General features: G+C 69.0%; 17 protein-coding genes. 15 read left to right on the top strand and 2 right to left on the bottom strand.

Annotated elements, in window-relative coordinates; translation table 11 throughout:
* Window positions 1-55: 55 nt before the first annotated feature.
* From ACHAAC_RS01615 to ACHAAC_RS01560, 12 genes are all read left to right on the top strand, one after another.
* Window positions 56-427, top strand: coding sequence for a TadE/TadG family type IV pilus assembly protein (locus tag ACHAAC_RS01615; RefSeq protein WP_435714116.1), 372 nt, complete (start codon window positions 56-58; stop codon window positions 425-427).
* Window positions 415-1,743, top strand: coding sequence for a TadE/TadG family type IV pilus assembly protein (locus ACHAAC_RS01610; RefSeq protein WP_435714114.1), 1,329 nt, complete (start codon window positions 415-417; stop codon window positions 1,741-1,743). The genes ACHAAC_RS01615 and ACHAAC_RS01610 overlap by 13 nt, the downstream gene beginning before the upstream one ends.
* Window positions 1,744-1,782: 39 nt before the next feature.
* Window positions 1,783-2,463: a hypothetical protein gene (locus tag ACHAAC_RS01605; protein ID WP_435714112.1), complete on the top strand. Its 681-nt coding sequence runs from the start codon at window positions 1,783-1,785 to the stop codon at window positions 2,461-2,463.
* Window positions 2,460-3,662 carry an AAA family ATPase gene (locus ACHAAC_RS01600; RefSeq protein WP_435714110.1) on the top strand — a complete coding sequence of 401 codons (1,203 nt, stop codon included), beginning with the start codon at window positions 2,460-2,462 and terminating at the stop codon, window positions 3,660-3,662. Before ACHAAC_RS01605 ends, ACHAAC_RS01600 begins: the two co-directional genes overlap by 4 nt.
* Window positions 3,659-5,059 carry a CpaF family protein gene (locus ACHAAC_RS01595; RefSeq protein WP_435714109.1) on the top strand — a complete coding sequence of 467 codons (1,401 nt, stop codon included), beginning with the start codon at window positions 3,659-3,661 and terminating at the stop codon, window positions 5,057-5,059. The genes ACHAAC_RS01600 and ACHAAC_RS01595 overlap by 4 nt, the downstream gene beginning before the upstream one ends.
* Before the next feature lie 2 nt (window positions 5,060-5,061).
* Window positions 5,062-6,009 (top strand): type II secretion system F family protein, encoded by a 948-nt coding sequence (locus ACHAAC_RS01590; protein WP_435714107.1) that lies wholly within the window; start codon window positions 5,062-5,064, stop codon window positions 6,007-6,009.
* 9 nt (window positions 6,010-6,018) lie between these two features.
* Window positions 6,019-6,888, top strand: a complete 870-nt coding sequence (locus ACHAAC_RS01585; RefSeq protein ID WP_435714105.1) for a type II secretion system F family protein — start codon at window positions 6,019-6,021, stop codon at window positions 6,886-6,888.
* Window positions 6,889-7,108: 220 nt separating this feature from the next.
* Window positions 7,109-8,314 carry an alkane 1-monooxygenase gene (locus tag ACHAAC_RS01580; protein WP_435714104.1) on the top strand — a complete coding sequence of 402 codons (1,206 nt, stop codon included), beginning with the start codon at window positions 7,109-7,111 and terminating at the stop codon, window positions 8,312-8,314.
* A gap of 1 nt (window position 8,315) precedes the next feature.
* Window positions 8,316-8,564, top strand: coding sequence for a rubredoxin (locus tag ACHAAC_RS01575; protein WP_435714103.1), 249 nt, complete (start codon window positions 8,316-8,318; stop codon window positions 8,562-8,564).
* Window positions 8,561-8,725 (top strand): rubredoxin, encoded by a 165-nt coding sequence (locus tag ACHAAC_RS01570; protein WP_435714102.1) that lies wholly within the window; start codon window positions 8,561-8,563, stop codon window positions 8,723-8,725. The genes ACHAAC_RS01575 and ACHAAC_RS01570 overlap by 4 nt, the downstream gene beginning before the upstream one ends.
* Window positions 8,726-8,729: 4 nt before the next feature.
* Complete coding sequence (locus ACHAAC_RS01565; RefSeq protein WP_435714101.1) at window positions 8,730-9,992, top strand: NAD(P)/FAD-dependent oxidoreductase; 1,263 nt, start codon at window positions 8,730-8,732, stop codon at window positions 9,990-9,992.
* On the top strand, window positions 9,989-10,597 hold the full coding sequence (locus tag ACHAAC_RS01560; RefSeq protein WP_435714100.1) for a TetR/AcrR family transcriptional regulator: 609 nt from the start codon (window positions 9,989-9,991) through the stop codon (window positions 10,595-10,597). The genes ACHAAC_RS01565 and ACHAAC_RS01560 overlap by 4 nt, the downstream gene beginning before the upstream one ends.
* Here the strand turns inward: ACHAAC_RS01560 and ACHAAC_RS01555 are convergent, their stop codons facing one another.
* Together ACHAAC_RS01555 and ACHAAC_RS01550 are read right to left on the bottom strand one after the other, a co-directional pair.
* Window positions 10,598-12,112: a dolichyl-phosphate-mannose--protein mannosyltransferase gene (locus ACHAAC_RS01555; protein ID WP_435714099.1), complete on the bottom strand. Its 1,515-nt coding sequence runs from the start codon at window positions 12,110-12,112 to the stop codon at window positions 10,598-10,600. It lies immediately after the preceding gene.
* A 153-nt stretch (window positions 12,113-12,265) separates the two neighbouring features.
* Window positions 12,266-13,222: a hypothetical protein gene (locus tag ACHAAC_RS01550; protein ID WP_435714098.1), complete on the bottom strand. Its 957-nt coding sequence runs from the start codon at window positions 13,220-13,222 to the stop codon at window positions 12,266-12,268.
* Between the two features lie 264 nt (window positions 13,223-13,486).
* Between ACHAAC_RS01550 and rsmI the strand changes: the two genes are divergently transcribed.
* From rsmI to ACHAAC_RS01535, 3 genes are read left to right on the top strand one after another with little or no spacing between them, the layout of a single operon-like run.
* Window positions 13,487-14,317 carry a 16S rRNA (cytidine(1402)-2'-O)-methyltransferase gene (gene rsmI, locus ACHAAC_RS01545; protein ID WP_435714097.1) on the top strand — a complete coding sequence of 277 codons (831 nt, stop codon included), beginning with the start codon at window positions 13,487-13,489 and terminating at the stop codon, window positions 14,315-14,317.
* Between the two features lie 32 nt (window positions 14,318-14,349).
* Window positions 14,350-15,924, top strand: coding sequence for a methionine--tRNA ligase (gene metG, locus ACHAAC_RS01540; RefSeq protein WP_435714096.1), 1,575 nt, complete (start codon window positions 14,350-14,352; stop codon window positions 15,922-15,924).
* Window positions 15,921-16,793 (top strand): TatD family hydrolase, encoded by an 873-nt coding sequence (locus ACHAAC_RS01535; RefSeq protein ID WP_435714095.1) that lies wholly within the window; start codon window positions 15,921-15,923, stop codon window positions 16,791-16,793. The genes metG and ACHAAC_RS01535 overlap by 4 nt, the downstream gene beginning before the upstream one ends.
* The last annotated feature ends 3 nt before the right edge of the window (window positions 16,794-16,796 follow it).

Raw genomic sequence — 16,796 nt, 5'->3', positions numbered from 1 at the left:
TCGGACCCACCCCCTGCCTCGCTATGGGCACCTACTCGACACGGGCGGAAAAAACATGCACGCATCACGCGAACGTGGTGCCGCGGCCATCGAGTTCGCCCTGGTGGTACCTCTGCTGGTCACGTTCATCTTCGGCATCGTCGAGGGAGGAACGCGGTACGCCCAGCAGAGCGAGGTCAACCACTGGGCGTTCGTTGCGGCGCGGGACCTGTCGATCGACCCCGGCAAGAGCGCGACCTCGGTCGTCGACAGCCTGAAAGGCGGCGACGAGACCGAGTACTCGGTTAGCTCGACCCCGGCCGACGCCTGCGGCGTTGGCGGCACGACGGCTGTGACCGTCACGGTGAGTGCCACCAAGGTCTCACCCACCCGGTTGTTCGGCGACTACACGATCACCGGTGAGGGGGTGGCGAGGTGCGAGAATTGATCGACCACCTCAACCATCCGCGCGATGAACGAGGCGTGAGCGCCGTCTTCTTCGCCCTGGTGCTCGTCGTCATGGTCGGTGCCCTCGGGCTCAGTGTCGACATTGGCAACGTCGCCTACCAGCGGACCCAGGCGCAGCATGCCGCCGACACCTCGGCACGTCACCTCGCCTATCAGTGCGCTCGATACCCGTCCGAGGTCCAGTGCTCCGCGCTCCAGTCCTCCGCGGAGACCATCGCGGCGGAGTCCATCAACGGAAGCAGCGTCACGGCCACCCAGGACACGACGCAGAAGTCGGTGACGGTCTCGGTCGCCAAGAACATCGAGACCAACCTGCTCGCCGCGATCGGGTCACCGACCAAGGAGGTCATGGCCACCGCAACGGCGAAGGTCGGTGTCATGCAGCCTCGTGAGGCCCACAACGTCCTCCCGCTCGGCGTCCACTACTGCACCTGGAAGAACTGGAGCGACCTCGCCGGCACGCCGGACGAGGCCACGCGCAAGACCACGCTGCGCACCGACGTGCTGCAGGGCGTTGAGAATCTGCTCTCGTCCGTCACGAGCGGGCTGGCGAACACCGTCGATACCAAGGGCCTCACCGACCAGCTGGGCACCGACGCCGTGGCGCGCTGCAATGACGCGGACGAAGAACAAGTGCTGACGCTCAACGGCGCCAGCTGGCTCACCGGCGAGACGGTTGTCACGGGCGTCGTCAAGGGTCTGTTTGGCTGGGACGCGGCCAAGTGCGAGCTCGATGTGGACAGCGACCTCGAGTCTTTCCTCGGCGGCCTGGAGAACAGCGGCTTCATGCCGCAGGGCTGCCCCTCGCAGTTCGGCAGCGGCAAGCTCGTGGACAAGGGCAAGACGATCCTGCTGCCGGTGTTCAAGCCGAAGTCCCAGCTGCAGGATCGACTCGACTTCGAACTTCTGGACGTATGCGCGAGCGCTCTGGGGTCCAGTCGCACCTGTGTAGAACTTCCGCCGAAGATCGGCGTGGAGATCGTCGGCTTCGCGCCCTTCCATGTCACCGGTTGGGACTACCCCGGGAACCCGAAAAATCTAGACCCGACGGTCGGCTGCGCCGACATCCCCCTCAGCCTCGATCTCAAGAGCATTGTCAACAACTTGCTGTCAACGGTCGAGCGAATCCTGAATGCCATTCTGCTGGGCCTCCTCGGAGACCTCAACCTCACAGCCTCCATCTCGTGCAACGGCCTGCAGGGCTACTTCACCAAGTCGTTCACGAAGGACCCCAATGTCACCTACGAAGTTGGCGGCGAGGACCTCGGCGCCAGCTATGCGTCGCTCATCGACTGAGCGTCGTCCATCCACCATCGGTGAAGGGAAACCATCGATATGAGCAAGAGAGTCATCGCCGTCATCGTGGCCGTGGTGTTGGCCATGGCCGGCATCGTCGTGCTGCTGGTGTGGGCCAACAACGCCCAGACCCGCGCGTACGAGGGGGCCGAGCTCACCGAGGTCGTGCAGGTGCAGCAGCAGGTGCCGACCGGCGCGACTGCCACCGAGCTCGCCGAGGCCACCAAGGTCGTCGAGATCCCGAGCAGCACGGTTCCCGAGGGCGCTATCCGGGACCTGAGTGAGGTCGCCGGGCTCGTGACGACCACCGCGCTCCAGTCCGGCGAGGTCTTGCTCGAGGTGCGCATGGCCGAGCCGGGTGCCGCCACCGCTGACCTGGGGGGTGTGCCAGAGGGCCTGCAGGAGATCTCGATCTCCCTGGAGACTGCCCAGCTGGTCGCGGGTGACATTGCGGCCGGGGACGAGGTGGGCGTCATGGCCGGCTACGACAGCCCGCAGCAAACGGTCGTCGTCCGAGACGGCGTCCTTGTCACGGGGACCAACGTCGCCGATCTCGGGGAGAACGCCCAGGGCGCGGCGATCATCACGCTCGCCGTCAACGAGGACACGGCCAAGCGGATCGCGCACGCCGGTCTCTACGGGCGGGTGTGGCTGACCAAGCAGAACGAGACCACTGAGCACGATGACGGTCTGATCGAGCGAGAGGACATCACACGATGACGCGCGTGATCCTCGTCGGGGCCGACGACCGCTTCGTGTCCCGCATGAATGTCCTGCCTGGCACACAGATCATTGCCCTCGACGCCGATCGCATCGAGTCGAAGTCGTTCGACCTCATGCGCAGCCTCGACCCCGAGTCCCTCCCGGATCTCATCATGTTTTGCGACAAGCTCGCGATCGAGACGGCCCTCGCGCTGGCGGCCGAGGCCGAGGAGCGCTTTCCGTCCATTGACCTCATCCTCGTCGGGGAGCACGCACCCGACGTGGCGGTCGATGCGATGCGCGCCGGCATCCGCGACATGGTGGAGCCGGACAGTGCCGAGGAGCAGTTTGTCGAGATCATGCGAAGGGCCGAGAAGACCCGGGCCCCGGCCGAGCAGACCACGCAGGCGGCCGGGGCCGCCGCGGGCACGGCAGGCCGGCCCGAGCACAGCCGCACCATCACGGTGGTCTCACCGAAGGGCGGTGTCGGCAAGACCAGCATCTCCACGAACCTGGCCATTGGGCTGGCCGAGAAGATGCCGCAGGACGTAGTCCTAGTCGACCTGGACCTGCAGTTCGGCGACGTCGCGGCCACCCTCGACCTGGTGCCGAGCCGGACCATGGAGGACGCCCTGGGCACCGAGGCTGCCGTAGACACCTTGGTGCTCAAGACCATGTTGGCGGTGCATCCCGCAGGCTTCTTCGTGCTGTGCGGTGCCGAGTCGCCAGCGGCGAATGAGAATGTGACGGGTTCGCAGGTCCTCCGGCTTCTGCAACAGCTCTCCAGTCAGTTCTCCTGCATCATCGTCGACACGGCGGCCGGCCTCGACGAGCCGACGCTCGCAGCGCTGGAGGCGACCGACGACGTCGTCATCGTGTCGACGATGGACGTGGCCTGCGTGCGCAGCGTGCGGCGTGAGGTCGACCTGCTGGTCTACCTCGGCCTCCTGCCGCAGTCGCGCACGTTGGCGCTCAACCTCGCCGACCGGCGGAGCGGCATGAAGGTCAAGGACGTGGAGGCCGTCGTGGGCCTGCCCGTCGACATCGTGATCCCCCGCTCGAGCGACGTGCAGCTGGCCGCTAACCACGGCCAGCCCCTCATGCTGCGCAAGAAACGCGGTGGGCCCTTCGTCAAGGCGGTCAGCTCCATGATCGAGCGTCTGCACGGCAAGGGCGAGGGCCCGGACTCCAAGCACAAGCGGCTGGAGGTCGCATGAGCATTTCCGATCGGCTCGACACGGCGCGCGACCGCGCCGAGCTGGCCCCGACCTCCGCCAAGGGGACCACGTCGGCGCCGCCACGTGCCGCCGCGGCCCCGGTCGCGCCACCTGTCACCGATGCGTTGTCCGCGGTCAAGGCCCGAGCCACCGAGGAGCTGTTCCACCGGATCGGCTCACGGATCAACGACTCCTCGCTCACCGAGGAGGTGCTGCACGAGATCGTCCGCGAAGAGCTGATCTCCATCATCGATGCCGAACAGCTGTTGCTCACCGCCGACGAGCGGAACCGGTTGATCCAGGACATCGAGGACGACGCCCTCGGGCTCGGCCCGTTGCAGCGGCTGCTGAAGGACTCGGCCGTCAGCGAGATCATGGTCAACGGGTATGACCGCATCTACGTCGAGCGCAACGGCAGGCTCGAGCTCAGCACGTCGCGCTTCGCCTCCGAGCACCACCTGAGGCGGGCCATCGAGCGCATCGTCAGCAAGGTGGGCCGGCGCATCGACGAGTCCTCGCCGATGGTGGACGCGCGCCTCTCTGACGGCTCTCGCGTGAATGCCGTGGTTCCACCGCTTGCCGTGAAGGGGTCCTCGCTCACGATCCGCAAGTTTTCGGAGACACCACTCACGGTCGAGGACCTCATCGGCTTCGGCTCCATGACGCCGCAGATTGCCGAGCTGCTGCGCGCCGCCGTGGAGGCACGGCTCAACATCCTCGTCAGCGGAGGCACCGGTACCGGCAAGACGACGCTGCTCAACGTGCTGTCCAGCTTCATCCCGGCGGGTGAGCGGATCGTGACGATCGAGGACGCGATCGAGCTCAACCTCCAGCAGGACCACGTGGTGCAGCTGGAGTCCCGCCCGCCGAACATCGAGGGCTCCGGTGCGGTGAGCATCCGCGATCTCGTGCGGAACTCGCTGCGGATGCGGCCCGACCGCATCGTCGTCGGCGAGTGCCGTAGCGGCGAAGCGCTGGACATGCTGCAGGCCATGAACACGGGTCACGACGGATCGATCAGTACCCTGCACTCCAACTCGCCACGGGACTGCATCGCCCGGCTCGAGACGCTGGTCCTCATGGCCGGCATGGACCTGCCGCTGCGGGCCATCCGGGAGCAGGTCGCCTCGGCGGTGGATCTCATCGTGCAGATCCAGCGCCTGCGCGACGGCACCCGCCGTATCACCCACGTGACCGAGGTGATCGGCATGGAGGGCGAGGTCGTCACCCTGCAGGACGCCTTTCTGTTCAACTTCTCCGCCGGAATCGATGCCAAGGGCACCTTTCTCGGCGTCCAGGAGCCGACCGGCGTCCGACCACGCTTCTCCGACAAGTTCGAGGAGCTCGGTATCGAGTTCGACCTCAACGCTTTCTCGACCACGGCGTGGAGGCGGTGACGATGGTCGACGTGCCCGTGCTGCTCACCGGTGTCGCGCTCGTCCTCGGTGCAGTCGGAGCCGTGGCCTACGTGCTGCTCGGCTCGACCGTGCCCCGCATCTCCAAGGACCGTCGTCGGGGCACGGCCATCCCGCAGGAGCCGCTCGCGCGGCGTGCCTACCGTGGCTTCATCACCGGCATCGACGCGGTGCTGCGGAGGCGCGGCTGGATGCCGTTCCGGGCCAGCGAGCTGCAGCAGGCGAACATCCGGAAGCCGGCGAGCGTCGTGGTTGCCTGGTTGCTGATCGGCACGGCGGGGTCGTTCGTCGTCGGCTTCTTCCTTGGCGGCGGCCTGCTGCTCGCCGTCCTGTTCGCCTTCGCCGTGCCAGTCGGCCTCAAGCTGGTCCTGAAGATGCGGACGCGCAAGCAGCGCAAGAGGTTCGAGGCGCAGCTCGACCCCACTCTGCGCATCATCGCCTCTGCCCTTCGCGCGGGCCAGAGCCTCCCGATCGCCATCGCCTCGGTGGCGAGCGATGCCGAGGAGCCGATGTCCGACGAGCTCAGTCGGGTCGTCAACGAGAGCCGAGTGGGGCGCGACCTCGTTGAGGCGATGCTGGAGTCGGCCGACCGGATGCACAGCGAGGACTTCCGCTGGTTCGCCGAGGCGGCAGAGGTGCAGCGCGACACCGGTGGCAACCTCAACGACATCATCGACGTCGTCGCCGCGACCATCCGCGACCGGGCCGAGATTCGCGAGAAGGTCAATGCCTACGCCTCCGAGGGCAAGGCCTCAATGTGGGTGCTCATGGGTTTGCCGGTGGCCCTCGGGGTGCTCTACACGATCATCCGCCCGGGCTACCTGGACCCGTTGTTCGTCACCACGGTCGGCCGGATGCTGTTCGGCGCCTCCATCGTCTTGTACGGCATCGGCTACGTGTGGATGCGGTCAATCGTGGACATCAAGGTCTAGGGGGCGGTCATGGTCATCATCGGCATCCTGTTCATCGTGCTCTCCGTCGCCGCGCTGAGTGTCGCGCTCGGGGTCGTGGCGCTGCCCGACCGCACCGTCCGGGACCGACTCCTTCCCCGGGACACGCCCACCGGCCAGCCGACCTCGCGCCGAATGCGCCAGCTCGACCAGCTCAAGGACTCAGAGCGGCGCGTCATGTCGGGGGCGATGTTTCGTCGGCTCCAGCGCAATCTCGTGCTGGCGGGCCATCCGGACCTGTGGTCGATGAGGAACATCGCGTTGGTGAAGGTCATCCTGCCGGTCGTCGTGCTCTTGATCGTCTCGCAGTTCGCGTTCGGCGGGGGGACCGTGCTGCTGGTCGTCGGCGTCGCGTCAGTCGTCATCGCCTACTTCGTGCCGGACCTGCTCGTGCACAGCCGCGCCTCGGAGCGCCAGGACCAGATCCAGCGCGAGCTGCCGGACGTCCTGGACAAGATCGTCATCTCGATCGAGGCGGGGCTCGGCTTCGAGGCCTCGTTGGCCAAGACGGCGCGGACGGGCGACGGTCCGCTCTCCGATGAGCTCGTGCGCACCGTCCAGGACATCAGCCTTGGAATGGGGCGGCGGGACGCGTACGAGGCGCTGCAGCGCCGGACCAGCTCCGAGGACCTCATCTCCTTCATCCGCGGGGTGACCCAGGCCGAGGAGCACGGATCGTCGATGTCGTCGATGGTCCACATCCAGAGCAAGGAGATGCGCCTCAAGCGCAAGCTCCGTGCCGAGGGCAAGGCCGGAAAGGTCTCCATCAAGCTGCTTGCCCCGCTCATGGCGTGCATCTTTCCCGTCCTGTTCATCGTCGTGCTTGCGCCCGGCATCATCAACGCCGCCGCCATGTTCTGACCCAAGCCTCCGCGCTGCCTCTACCCGGCGCGGACCGGACCGCCGGGCGGTGGAGTTTCCCCTGCGGCCCGGCGCCGGCCGCCCCCGCCGTCTGCGCGGGGGCGGCCACCCTCCACCCACCGGTGTCTTGACATTCATGTGTCTATTGTCAAAGTACTTGACACTTGGTACGTTGATGTCAACCGCGCGGCCGGGCAGGGCCGCAGCACGAGGAGGACGCATGAGCATCCAGGCAACCGTCGACGGCGAGCTCGTCGAGTGGACCGACCGGAAGCGCTACCTGTGGATCATGGGGGCGATCATCCCGCTCATCCCGGGCATCATCTGGGGGGCCTACGCCGCCACCGGCTGGAGCATCTGGTGGTTCTTCGGGCCGTTCTTCGTCTTCGTCCTCATCCCGCTGTTCGACCTCGTCGCCGGGCTGGATCCGAACAACCCACCCGATGAGCTCATCGAGACGCTCGAGGAGGACCGCTACTACCGCTGGGTGACGTACGCCTTCATCCCCGCGCAGATCGTCGGCTTCGTCTGGGGCGCCTACCTGCTGGGTGGCGGCACGCTGCCGGGCATCCCCGAGGCGCTCACCGTGGTGGAGAAGATCGGCCTGGCCACCGGCCTGGGCATGGTGGCGGGCATCGGCATCAACACCGCCCACGAGCTGGGCCACAAGAAGCAGGAGCACGAGCGCTGGTTCGCCCGCGTCGCGCTCGCTCAGACCTTCTACGGCCACTTCTACATCGAGCACAACCGCGGCCACCACGTCCGCGTCGCCACGCCGGAGGACCCGGCCTCGGCCCGCCTGGGCGAGACGGTCTGGGAGTTCATGCCGCGCACCGTGTGGGGCAGCCTGAAGAGTGCCTGGGGCCTGGAGAAGAAGCGTCTCGGCCGCCAGAGCAAGTCCCCCTTCACCCTCAGGAACGACCTCATCAACGCCTGGGCCTTCTCCATCCTGCTGTGGGGCGGCGTCATGATCGCCTTCGGCTGGCAGATCTTCCCCTACCTCGTGCTGCAGGCCGTGCTGGGCATCTGGCTGCTGGAGAGCGTCAACTTCCTGGAGCACTACGGCATGAAGCGGGGGAAGCTGGAGTCGGGCCGCTACGAGCGGGTCAACCCCTCACACAGCTGGAACAGCAACAACATCGGCACCAACGTCCTGCTGTACCACCTGCAGCGCCACAGCGACCACCACGCCAACCCCACCCGTCGCTACCAGGCGCTGCGCGACTTCAAGCAGGCCCCGGTCCTGCCCACCGGCTACGCGGGCATGATCGTGCTCTCCTGGGTGCCGCAGGTCTGGCGACGCGTGATGGACGAGCGGGTGCTCGGCCACTACGACGGCGACCTCACCCGCACCAACCTGCACCCCCGTACCGCAGAGAAGTACGCGCGGAGGTACGGCAGCACGACGACGGAAGCGGCGGCCTGACATGAGCACCCAGTACGTGTGCCCCAACTGCGAGTACGTCTACGACGAGGCGAAGGGCGACCCCCGCGAGGGCTGGCCCGCCGGCACCGCGTTCACCGACATCGATCCGGACTGGACGTGCCCGGACTGCGGCGTGCGCGAGCAGGTGGACTTCGTGCCCGCGGAGGAGTTCACGCACAATGACCAGGACGGCAACATCATCAGCGCCGAGACCCGGGCCCGCCAGGCCCAGGAGGGACAGCAGCAGTGAAGACGTGGGAGTGCCAGCAGTGCGGTTTCATCTACGACGAGGCGCAGGGCTGGGAGGAGGAGGGCTTCCCGCCCGGCACGAAGTGGGAGGACATCCCCGACGACTGGACCTGCCCCGACTGCGGCGCGGCCAAGGCCGACTTCACCATGGTCGAGGCCTGAGCCGATGACGGGACCGACGACCGGGCCGACGACCGAGCCGACTCTGGGCCGGCTCGTGGTCGTCGGCGCCGGGATCGCCGGCGTCAGCGCCGCCGCGGGCGCACGGGCCGGAGGATTCACCGGCGAGGTCGTGCTCCTGGGGGCGGAGGACCAGCTGCCCTACCGCCGGCCGCCGGTCTCCAAGGAGGTCGTCCGGGGCGACAAGACGCCCGACGACATCCGCATCAAGAAGGCCGAGTGGTACGAGACGCAGGGGGTCCGACTGCGCACCGGGACCCGTGTGGTCTCGGTCCAGCCCGAGGAGCACACCGTCACGACGGCCGACGGGGAGAAGATCGAGTACGGCTCGCTCGTGCTCGCCACCGGTGGGCGTGCCCGCACGACGCCGACGGACTCCACCCGGGTGCGCACGCTGCGGGACGTCGGGGACGCGGAGGCCCTGCGCGCCGACCTCACCCCCGAGGCGCACCTGCTCGTGGTGGGCGCCGGACTGATCGGCTCGGAGATCGCCGCCAACGCGCGCGCGGCCGGAAGCGCCGTCACGGTGCTCGAGGCGGCCGACCTGCCTCTGCCCCACGTCCTGCCCGCGCAGCTCGGGCAGTGGTGCGCCGACCTGCACCGCGACCACGGCACGGACCTGCACACCGGCGTCCTCGTCGAGGGCATCGCGGATGTCGCTGACGGTGTCGAGGTCCGTGCCGCCGACGGCCGCACGTGGACCGGCACGAGCGTCGTGCTCGCGATCGGTCAGGAGCCGGGGGTCGAGCTCGCCGCGGAGGCCGGCCTGGACGTCGCCACACGGGCCGACGGGGGAGGGGTGCTCGTCGACGAGCTCGGCCGGACCAGCGCGGCCGACGTGTGGGCGGCGGGTGACGTCGCGCGGATGCCCAACGACGTGCTCGGGGGCGTGCACCGCGTCGAGCACTGGCAGAACGCGCAGAACCACGGCACCGCCGTCGGCAAGAACGTCGCCGGCGCAGGCGTCGGGTTCCACGAGGTTCCGTGGTGCTGGTCGGACCAGTACGGCTGCACACTGCAGGTGACGGGCTGGCCGTCCTCGCAGCACGATGTCGTGGTGCGCGGCTCCCTGCCCGATCGCGACTTCACCGCCTTCTTCCTGTGCGACGGCGTCATCCGCGGTGCCGTCACGGTGGGCCGACCCGCCGAGGTGCGCAAGGCGCGTGCGTGGATCGCGTCGCGTGAGCGACCCGACGCCGCGCGGCTGGCCGACCCCGACTTGGCGCTGGACGAGACACTGGTGCCATGACCGCCACCTACCGCGAGTCGGTGCAGGGCCTGCTGCGAGACCGCCTGCTCGACGCCACGCGCGAGATGGTCGAGACGTCCGGCTGGGCCTCGGTCACGATGGCTCGGGTGGCTGCTGTGGTGGGGGTCAGCCGGCAGACGGTCCACAACGAGATCGGCACGCGTCAGGACCTCGCCCAGGCCCTCGCCCTGCGCGAGCTGAGCGCGTTCCTGGACGTCGTGCGGGCCCGGATGTCGGCCGAGCCCGACATCATCTCCGGCATCCGCGGCGCCTGCGTGGGCGTGCTGGTCTTCGCCGAGTCAAGCCTGCTGGTGCGCACCATCGTCACGTCGGTGCCGCACGAGCACGACGCCGAGCTGCTCAAGACCATCACCACCGAGTCCGGCCAGATCGTCGACGTCGCCGGCACGGTGGTCAAGCAGTGCATCACCGAGGGCTTCGCCCCGCTGCCGCTGGACGACGCCGAGCTGGACGTCGCCGTCGAGACCGTCGTGCGGCTGGTGCTCTCAGCCATCACGAGGCCGTCCAAGCCGCCCGCCGAGACCGCCGACGACATCGCGTGGATCGTCGGCCTGGCGCTGCAGGGTGCGACGCAGCGCGGCTGATCAGATCCAGGTGCGGAACCACATCCGGGTCTCCCAGGCCTCGCGGGTCATGAGGTCCCCGGTGTACACGGGGTGGAAGAAGCAGAACAGCGTCACCGTGGCCACCAGGAGCAGCCCCGCGCCGCCCCACACGGCGTAGCGGCCACGGGGGGTGGTGACGCGTCGGCGGGCGTGATCCACCACCAGGCAGATCGCGATGATCGTGAACGGCACGATCACGACGGCGTAGAAGTTGAAGATCGGCCGTCCGCTGCCCAGGAACCACGGCAGCCAGGACGCTGCCACGCCCACGAGCGGGATGCTCCACCGGGCGTCGCGACTGCGCCACCACAGGAAGGGGGCCGCGAGCAGGGCGAGGACGCCCGTCCACCACAGGGCGGGGTTGCCGACGGCGAGCACCTCGCGGATGCAGGAGGAGTCCGCCGCGGCACCGCACTCGGCGGCGGGGATGTCGTTGACGGCGTCGAAGGCGACCGGTCGCTCCAGGATCAGCCACCCGAGGGGATGGGAGGAGTAGGGGTGCGTCGCCTCCGCGAGGTAGTCGCCGGTGTGGAAGTCGAACGTGAGCAGGTGGTAGTGCCACAGGGCGCGCATCGCGTCGAGGGCACCGCCGAGCGGGCCCGCGGACGGCTCGGTCACCCAGGCGCCCCACGGGTCGTCGCCGGCGCCGAAGCGTTGTGCGTACAGGTCATGGTGCAGCAGGAAGCCGGTCCACGTCAGCACGTAGACGACGAGCGCCACGAGGACGAGCGAGGCGAAGGCGGGCAGGCCGACGAGCAGCGTCGTGCGGAGGACGCCGTGTCCCACGCCGGTGGCCCGCCGCACCTCCCAGCGGCTGAGGACCTCCCAGCCGACCACCAGCAGGCCGAACCCCGCCAGCACGTAGACGCCGTTCCACTTGGTGCCGCATGCCAGGCCGAAGCAGACGCCGGCCGCGAGCTGCCAGGGCCGGACAGGGTGCAGGGTCGTGAGCCGGCGGCGGATCCAGTCGCGGTCGGCCACCAGGCACGCGACGGCACACACCACCCAGAACGTGAGGAAGATGTCGAGCAGGGCGGTGCGGGACATGACGAAGTGCAGGCCGTCGAAGGTCAGCAGCAGCCCGGCCAGGCAGGCGAGAAGCACCGAGTCGGTCAGCCGCAGCACCAGTCTCGCGAGGACCAGGACGGTCAGTGCACCCACGACGGCCGCGGCGAACCGCCAGCCGAACGGGGTCATGCCGAACAGCTGCTCACCGGCGGCGATGAGCCACTTGCCGCCGTCGGGGTGGGCGATCTGCGCCGGCTCGGGCTCGGAGAGACGGGTCAGCACGCCGTCCTCGATGCGGTCGTTCGCGCGCTCGGTGAAGCTCTGGACGTAGCCGTGCTGCAGCAGGGAGTAGGCGTCCTTGGCGTAGTAGGTCTCGTCGAAGACCAGTCGCCGCGGGTGCGCGAGGTTCCACAGCCGCAGCACGAGGGCGAGGGCCGCGATGGCGAGCGTCGCGAGCCAGCCCACGAGCCGCCTGTCCACCCTCACCGGGCCATCCTGCCACCCGCCATCGGTGAGCCCTCCACCGAAAGCAGCCACGGGGCCCGGTCATCGGTGCCTGAGCAACGGAATGGCGGGCGGGGGTGGTGAATCGGTGCCTCAGCAACCCATAGAGCACTCATTCGGTTGCTGATGCACCGATCAGGCGGGTGGCCGTCGATGATGCCACGGCTCCGGCTCGGGGAGCAGGCGCTGCCAGTCGGCCCCGAACCGTGGCGGTGGGCCGTCGTACCCACGCTCGACCATGGCCCGGTGGATGGTGTGGACCAGCGTTCGTGGCGTTTTCATCATGGGTGCCGTCACTTGGACGTAGGCCAGGTCGCGGGCCCGGAACCCGGCATACCGGTGGACGTCGCGCTGGAACTGCGCAGTGTCGAGGGCATGCTGGCGTCCCTCGTACTCGATGATCAGTCGTAGCCGCTTGTAGACCAAGTCACCGCAGCCCACGAAGACGCCCTTCTCGTCGTGCAGATCGAGGTTGGTCTCGGGGCAGGGGAGCCCGGAGGCCACGAGCAGACAGCGCACCTCGGACTCGGGCAGGCTGCGGGAGCGACGTTCCAGCAGTGCCAGAGCCCGACGCGCACAGTCGACGCCCGGGCGCCAGTGATCCTGTTCCAGGAGACGGACCAGGACATGAAGATCGAGCTCGTCGCGGTGGAGCAGCCAGTCGCCGACCTTCACGGCGTCGAGGAGTCGCAGCAGGGATGCAGCGCCGACGAACGCAGCGGCGACGCTGACGCCGTCGTGGCCGACGGTCGGCATCTTGACGGTGCGATGCAGGAAGACGTCCTGCAGTGCGGGGCGGTGATGGTCCCGCCCGATGGTGAAGTGCAGGGGGAACAGGTCGCCGATCTGCAGCCCCAACTGGACGAAGCGGGTGAGATGGCTGACCTTGGCATCGCTCGGGAGCGTCAGCTCAGCCGCCCTGATCCAGTCGAGCGGCGCGAGCTCGACGTGCTCGAGGCGGTAGACCGACGGGAACACCTGGACGAAGCGGGGATGCTGCAACATGCGCGAGGTGACGCCGAGCTCCAGGGCGCGCTGACGGTGGAAGACGCCCATCGAGAGCTCGTCCGGAACGGTGTTGGTGGTGCGCATGAGCCCCATCGCAGCGGATCCAGCCGTCTGCGCACAGATGTCGCGCACGATGCTGTGGACAACTCCCGCGGCGACACGGCCCGGTGGACACGTCGTCCTGGCTACCGATCGGTGCCTGAGCAACGCAAAGGGCGAGCTTTGAGTTGCTGAGGCACCGAACCGGCCGTCCCCGAGCGCTTTCGGTTGCTGACACACCGATCCGACGGGGGACCAGACCCATTCGGTTGCTGAGGCACCGATCCGGGGGAGTGGGACGATGTCGGGGTGCTGATCCTCGGCGGGACCCCGATCGGTCGACCGGACGACGCCTCGCCCCGGCTCCGGGAGCTGCTGGCGACGGCCGACGTCATCGCGGCGGAGGACACGCGACGCCTGGGGCGCCTGACCTCCGACCTCGGGATCGAGGTCACCGGCCGGGTCGTCTCCTACTTCGAGGGCAACGAGTCCGCTCGCACGCCCGAGCTCGTCGACCTGCTCCGGTCCGGCAGCACCGTCCTGCTCGTCACCGACGCGGGCATGCCGAGCGTCTCCGACCCCGGGTACCGCCTCGTCGACGCGGCGCTCGCGGCCGGCGTGGACGTCACGGCCGTGCCCGGGCCCTCCGCGGTCCTCACCGCGCTGGCCGTCTCGGGCCTTCCGGTCGACCGGTTCAGCTTCGAGGGGTTCGCACCCCGCAAGCAGGGCGAGCGCTCGCGCGTGCTCACCGCGCTGGCCGACGAGCGACGCACCATGGTCTTCTTCGAGTCCCCGCACCGCACGCGGGCCACGCTCGCGGCGATGGCCGACGTGTTCGGCCGCGACAGGCCCGCCGCGCTGTGCCGCGAGCTCACCAAGACCTACGAGGAGGTCGTGCGTGACGGGCTTGGAGCACTCGTGGAGTGGGTAGACGCGCAGGAGCACGGAGTACGTGGCGAGGTGACGCTCGTCGTCGCCGGTGCGCCCGACCGTCACGTCGACCTCGACGTGGACGCCCTGCGCGAGCTCGTCCGCGACGCGGAGTCCTCGGGCATGAGCACCAAGGACGCCGTCGCCCGCGTCGTCGCGAGCACCGGCGTCCGCAAGCGCGTCGTGTACGAGGCCGCCCACACCCGGTGATCGGCGCCGCGGCGGCTCACTAGGATTGAGCGGTGTCCTACTACGTCACCACGCCCATCTACTACGTCAACGACGCGCCGCACATCGGCCACGGCTACACGACGGTCATGGGCGACATCATCACGCGCTGGCACCGCCAGCGCGGCGAGGACGTCTGGTACCTGACGGGCACCGACGAGCACGGCCAGAAGGTGCTGCGCAAGGCCGAGCAGAACGGCGTCAGCCCGCAGGAGTGGGTGGACCGCCTGGTCGAGGACGAGTGGAAGCCCGTCCTGGCCAAGCTCGACATCGCCAACGACGACTTCATCCGCACCACCGACCCACGCCACGAGGCCGGCGCCCAGGCCTTCTGGACCGACGTGCACGAGCGCGGCGAGGTCTACAAGGGCTCCTTCTCCGGCTGGTACTCCGTCGGCTCGGAGGAGTTCGTGGCCGAGGACGACGTCACGGACGGCGAGGGCGACGACGAGGGGCACAAGGTCTCCGCCCTCGACGGCTCCCGTCTGGAGCACATGACGGAGGAGAACTACTTCTTCCCGCTCAGCGCCTACCGGGACCGGCTGCTGGAGCTCTACCGCGAGCGTCCCGACTTCATCCAGCCGGCCTCGGCCCGCAACGAGATCATCTCCTTCGTCGAGCGCGGCCTGCGGGACCTCTCCATCAGCCGCTCCACGTTCGACTGGGGCATCCCGCTGCCCTGGGACCCGTCGCACGTCATGTACGTCTGGATCGAGGCGCTGCTCAACTACGTCACGGCCGCCGGGTACGGCGTCGACGACGAGCAGTTCGAGCGGTTGTGGCCCGCCGACGTCCACATCGTCGGCAAGGACATCGCCCGCTTCCACGCCGTCATCTGGCCCGCGATGCTCATGGCCGCCGGCCGCCCCGTCCCGCACCGGGTGTTCGCGCACGGCTGGCTGCTGGTCGGCGGGCAGAAGATGAGCAAGAGCAAGGCCAACGGCATCCGGCCCGACGAGCTCGTGGACGTCTTCGGCTCCGACGCCTACCGCTACTACTTCGCGCGGGCGCTGACGTTCGGGGCCGACGGCTCCATCTCCTGGGAGGACATCCGGGCGCGGTACCACGCGGAGCTGGCCAACGGCTTCGGCAACCTCGCGTCGCGCGTGTCCGGGATGATCGGCAAGTACTTCGGCGGCGAGCTGCCGGCCGCTGGTGCGCTCGACGCCGCGGAGGAGACGTTCGTGGCCACGGTCGCCGAGGCGACGACGGCGGCCGACGGCGCCATGGACCAGCTGGCGCCGCAGGACGCACTGACCCAGGTCTGGCGCATCGTCGACGACCTGAACGGCTACCTCACCGAGCAGGCGCCGTGGCAGGTCGCCAAGGATGACGCGCAGCGTGAGCGCCTGGCCACCATCCTCGCGACCGCGGCCGAGGGCCTGCGCGTCCTCGCGGTGCTGCTCAACCCGGTGATGCCCAAGGCGTGCGCCTCGCTGTGGGAGTCGCTCGGTGCCGAGCCCACGCTGGGCGCCCTGGCCGACCAGCGCATCGCCGACGCCGCCACGTGGGGGCAGCTGGCACCCGGGTCCACGATCACCAAGGTGCCGAGCCTGTTCCCGCGGATCGAGGAGGAGAAGCCGGAATGAGCGCCGGCGTCACCGACCCCGCCGAGTGGCCCTGGCCCGAGGCGCCCGAGCCGCTCCCCTCGCCGGTCGTCGACAACCACTGCCACCTGGACCACAGGATCAAGGGTGGACTGCTGATCGACGTCGACGACGCGATCGCCCGCGCCGCCGCGGTGGGAGTGACTCGCATCGTGCAGGTGGGCTGCGACGTGGAGGGATCGCGGTGGGCCGTCGAGACCGCCGCCGCCCACCCCTCGATCGTCGCTGCCGTCGCCCTGCACCCCAACGAGGCCCCGGGCCTGGAGCAGGAGGGGACGCTCGAGGCCGCCCTCGCCGAGATCGACCGGCTCGCGCAGGACCCGCACGTCCGCGCGGTGGGGGAGACGGGGCTGGACTACTTCCGCACCGGTGCCGATGGCCGCGACGCCCAGCACCGCAGCTTCCGCGAGCACATCGCGATGGCCCACCGCCACGACCGGACCCTCGTCATCCACGACCGCGACGCCCACGACGACGTCCTGCGCCTGCTCGACGAGCAGGGAGTGCCCGAGCGCACCGTCCTGCACTGCTTCTCCGGCGACGCGGCGTTCGCGCGGGAGTGCCTGGACCGCGGCGCCTACCTGTCCTTCGCCGGCACGGTGACGTTCAAGAACGCCGATCCGCTGCGCGAGGCCCTGGCCGTCACCCCGCTGGACCGCATCCTCGTCGAGACCGATGCGCCCTTCCTCACACCGATGCCGCACCGCGGGAAGCCCAACGCGTCGTTCCTGGTGCCCCACACAGTGCGATTCATGGCTGAGGTCGTGGGGATTTCCGCCGATGTGCTGTGCCAGGCCATCGACGAGAACACCAGCCGGGCCTTTGGTGGGGTCTGGGAGTCTGTCACTTGACCT

Origin of the sequence: Aeromicrobium sp. CF4.19, assembly GCF_051262555.1 — a bacterium.
Classification (GTDB): Bacteria; Actinomycetota; Actinomycetes; order Propionibacteriales; family Nocardioidaceae; genus Aeromicrobium.
The sequence above is the reverse complement of the archived record's forward strand: the minus strand, read 5'-3'. Positions and strand labels throughout refer to the sequence as shown.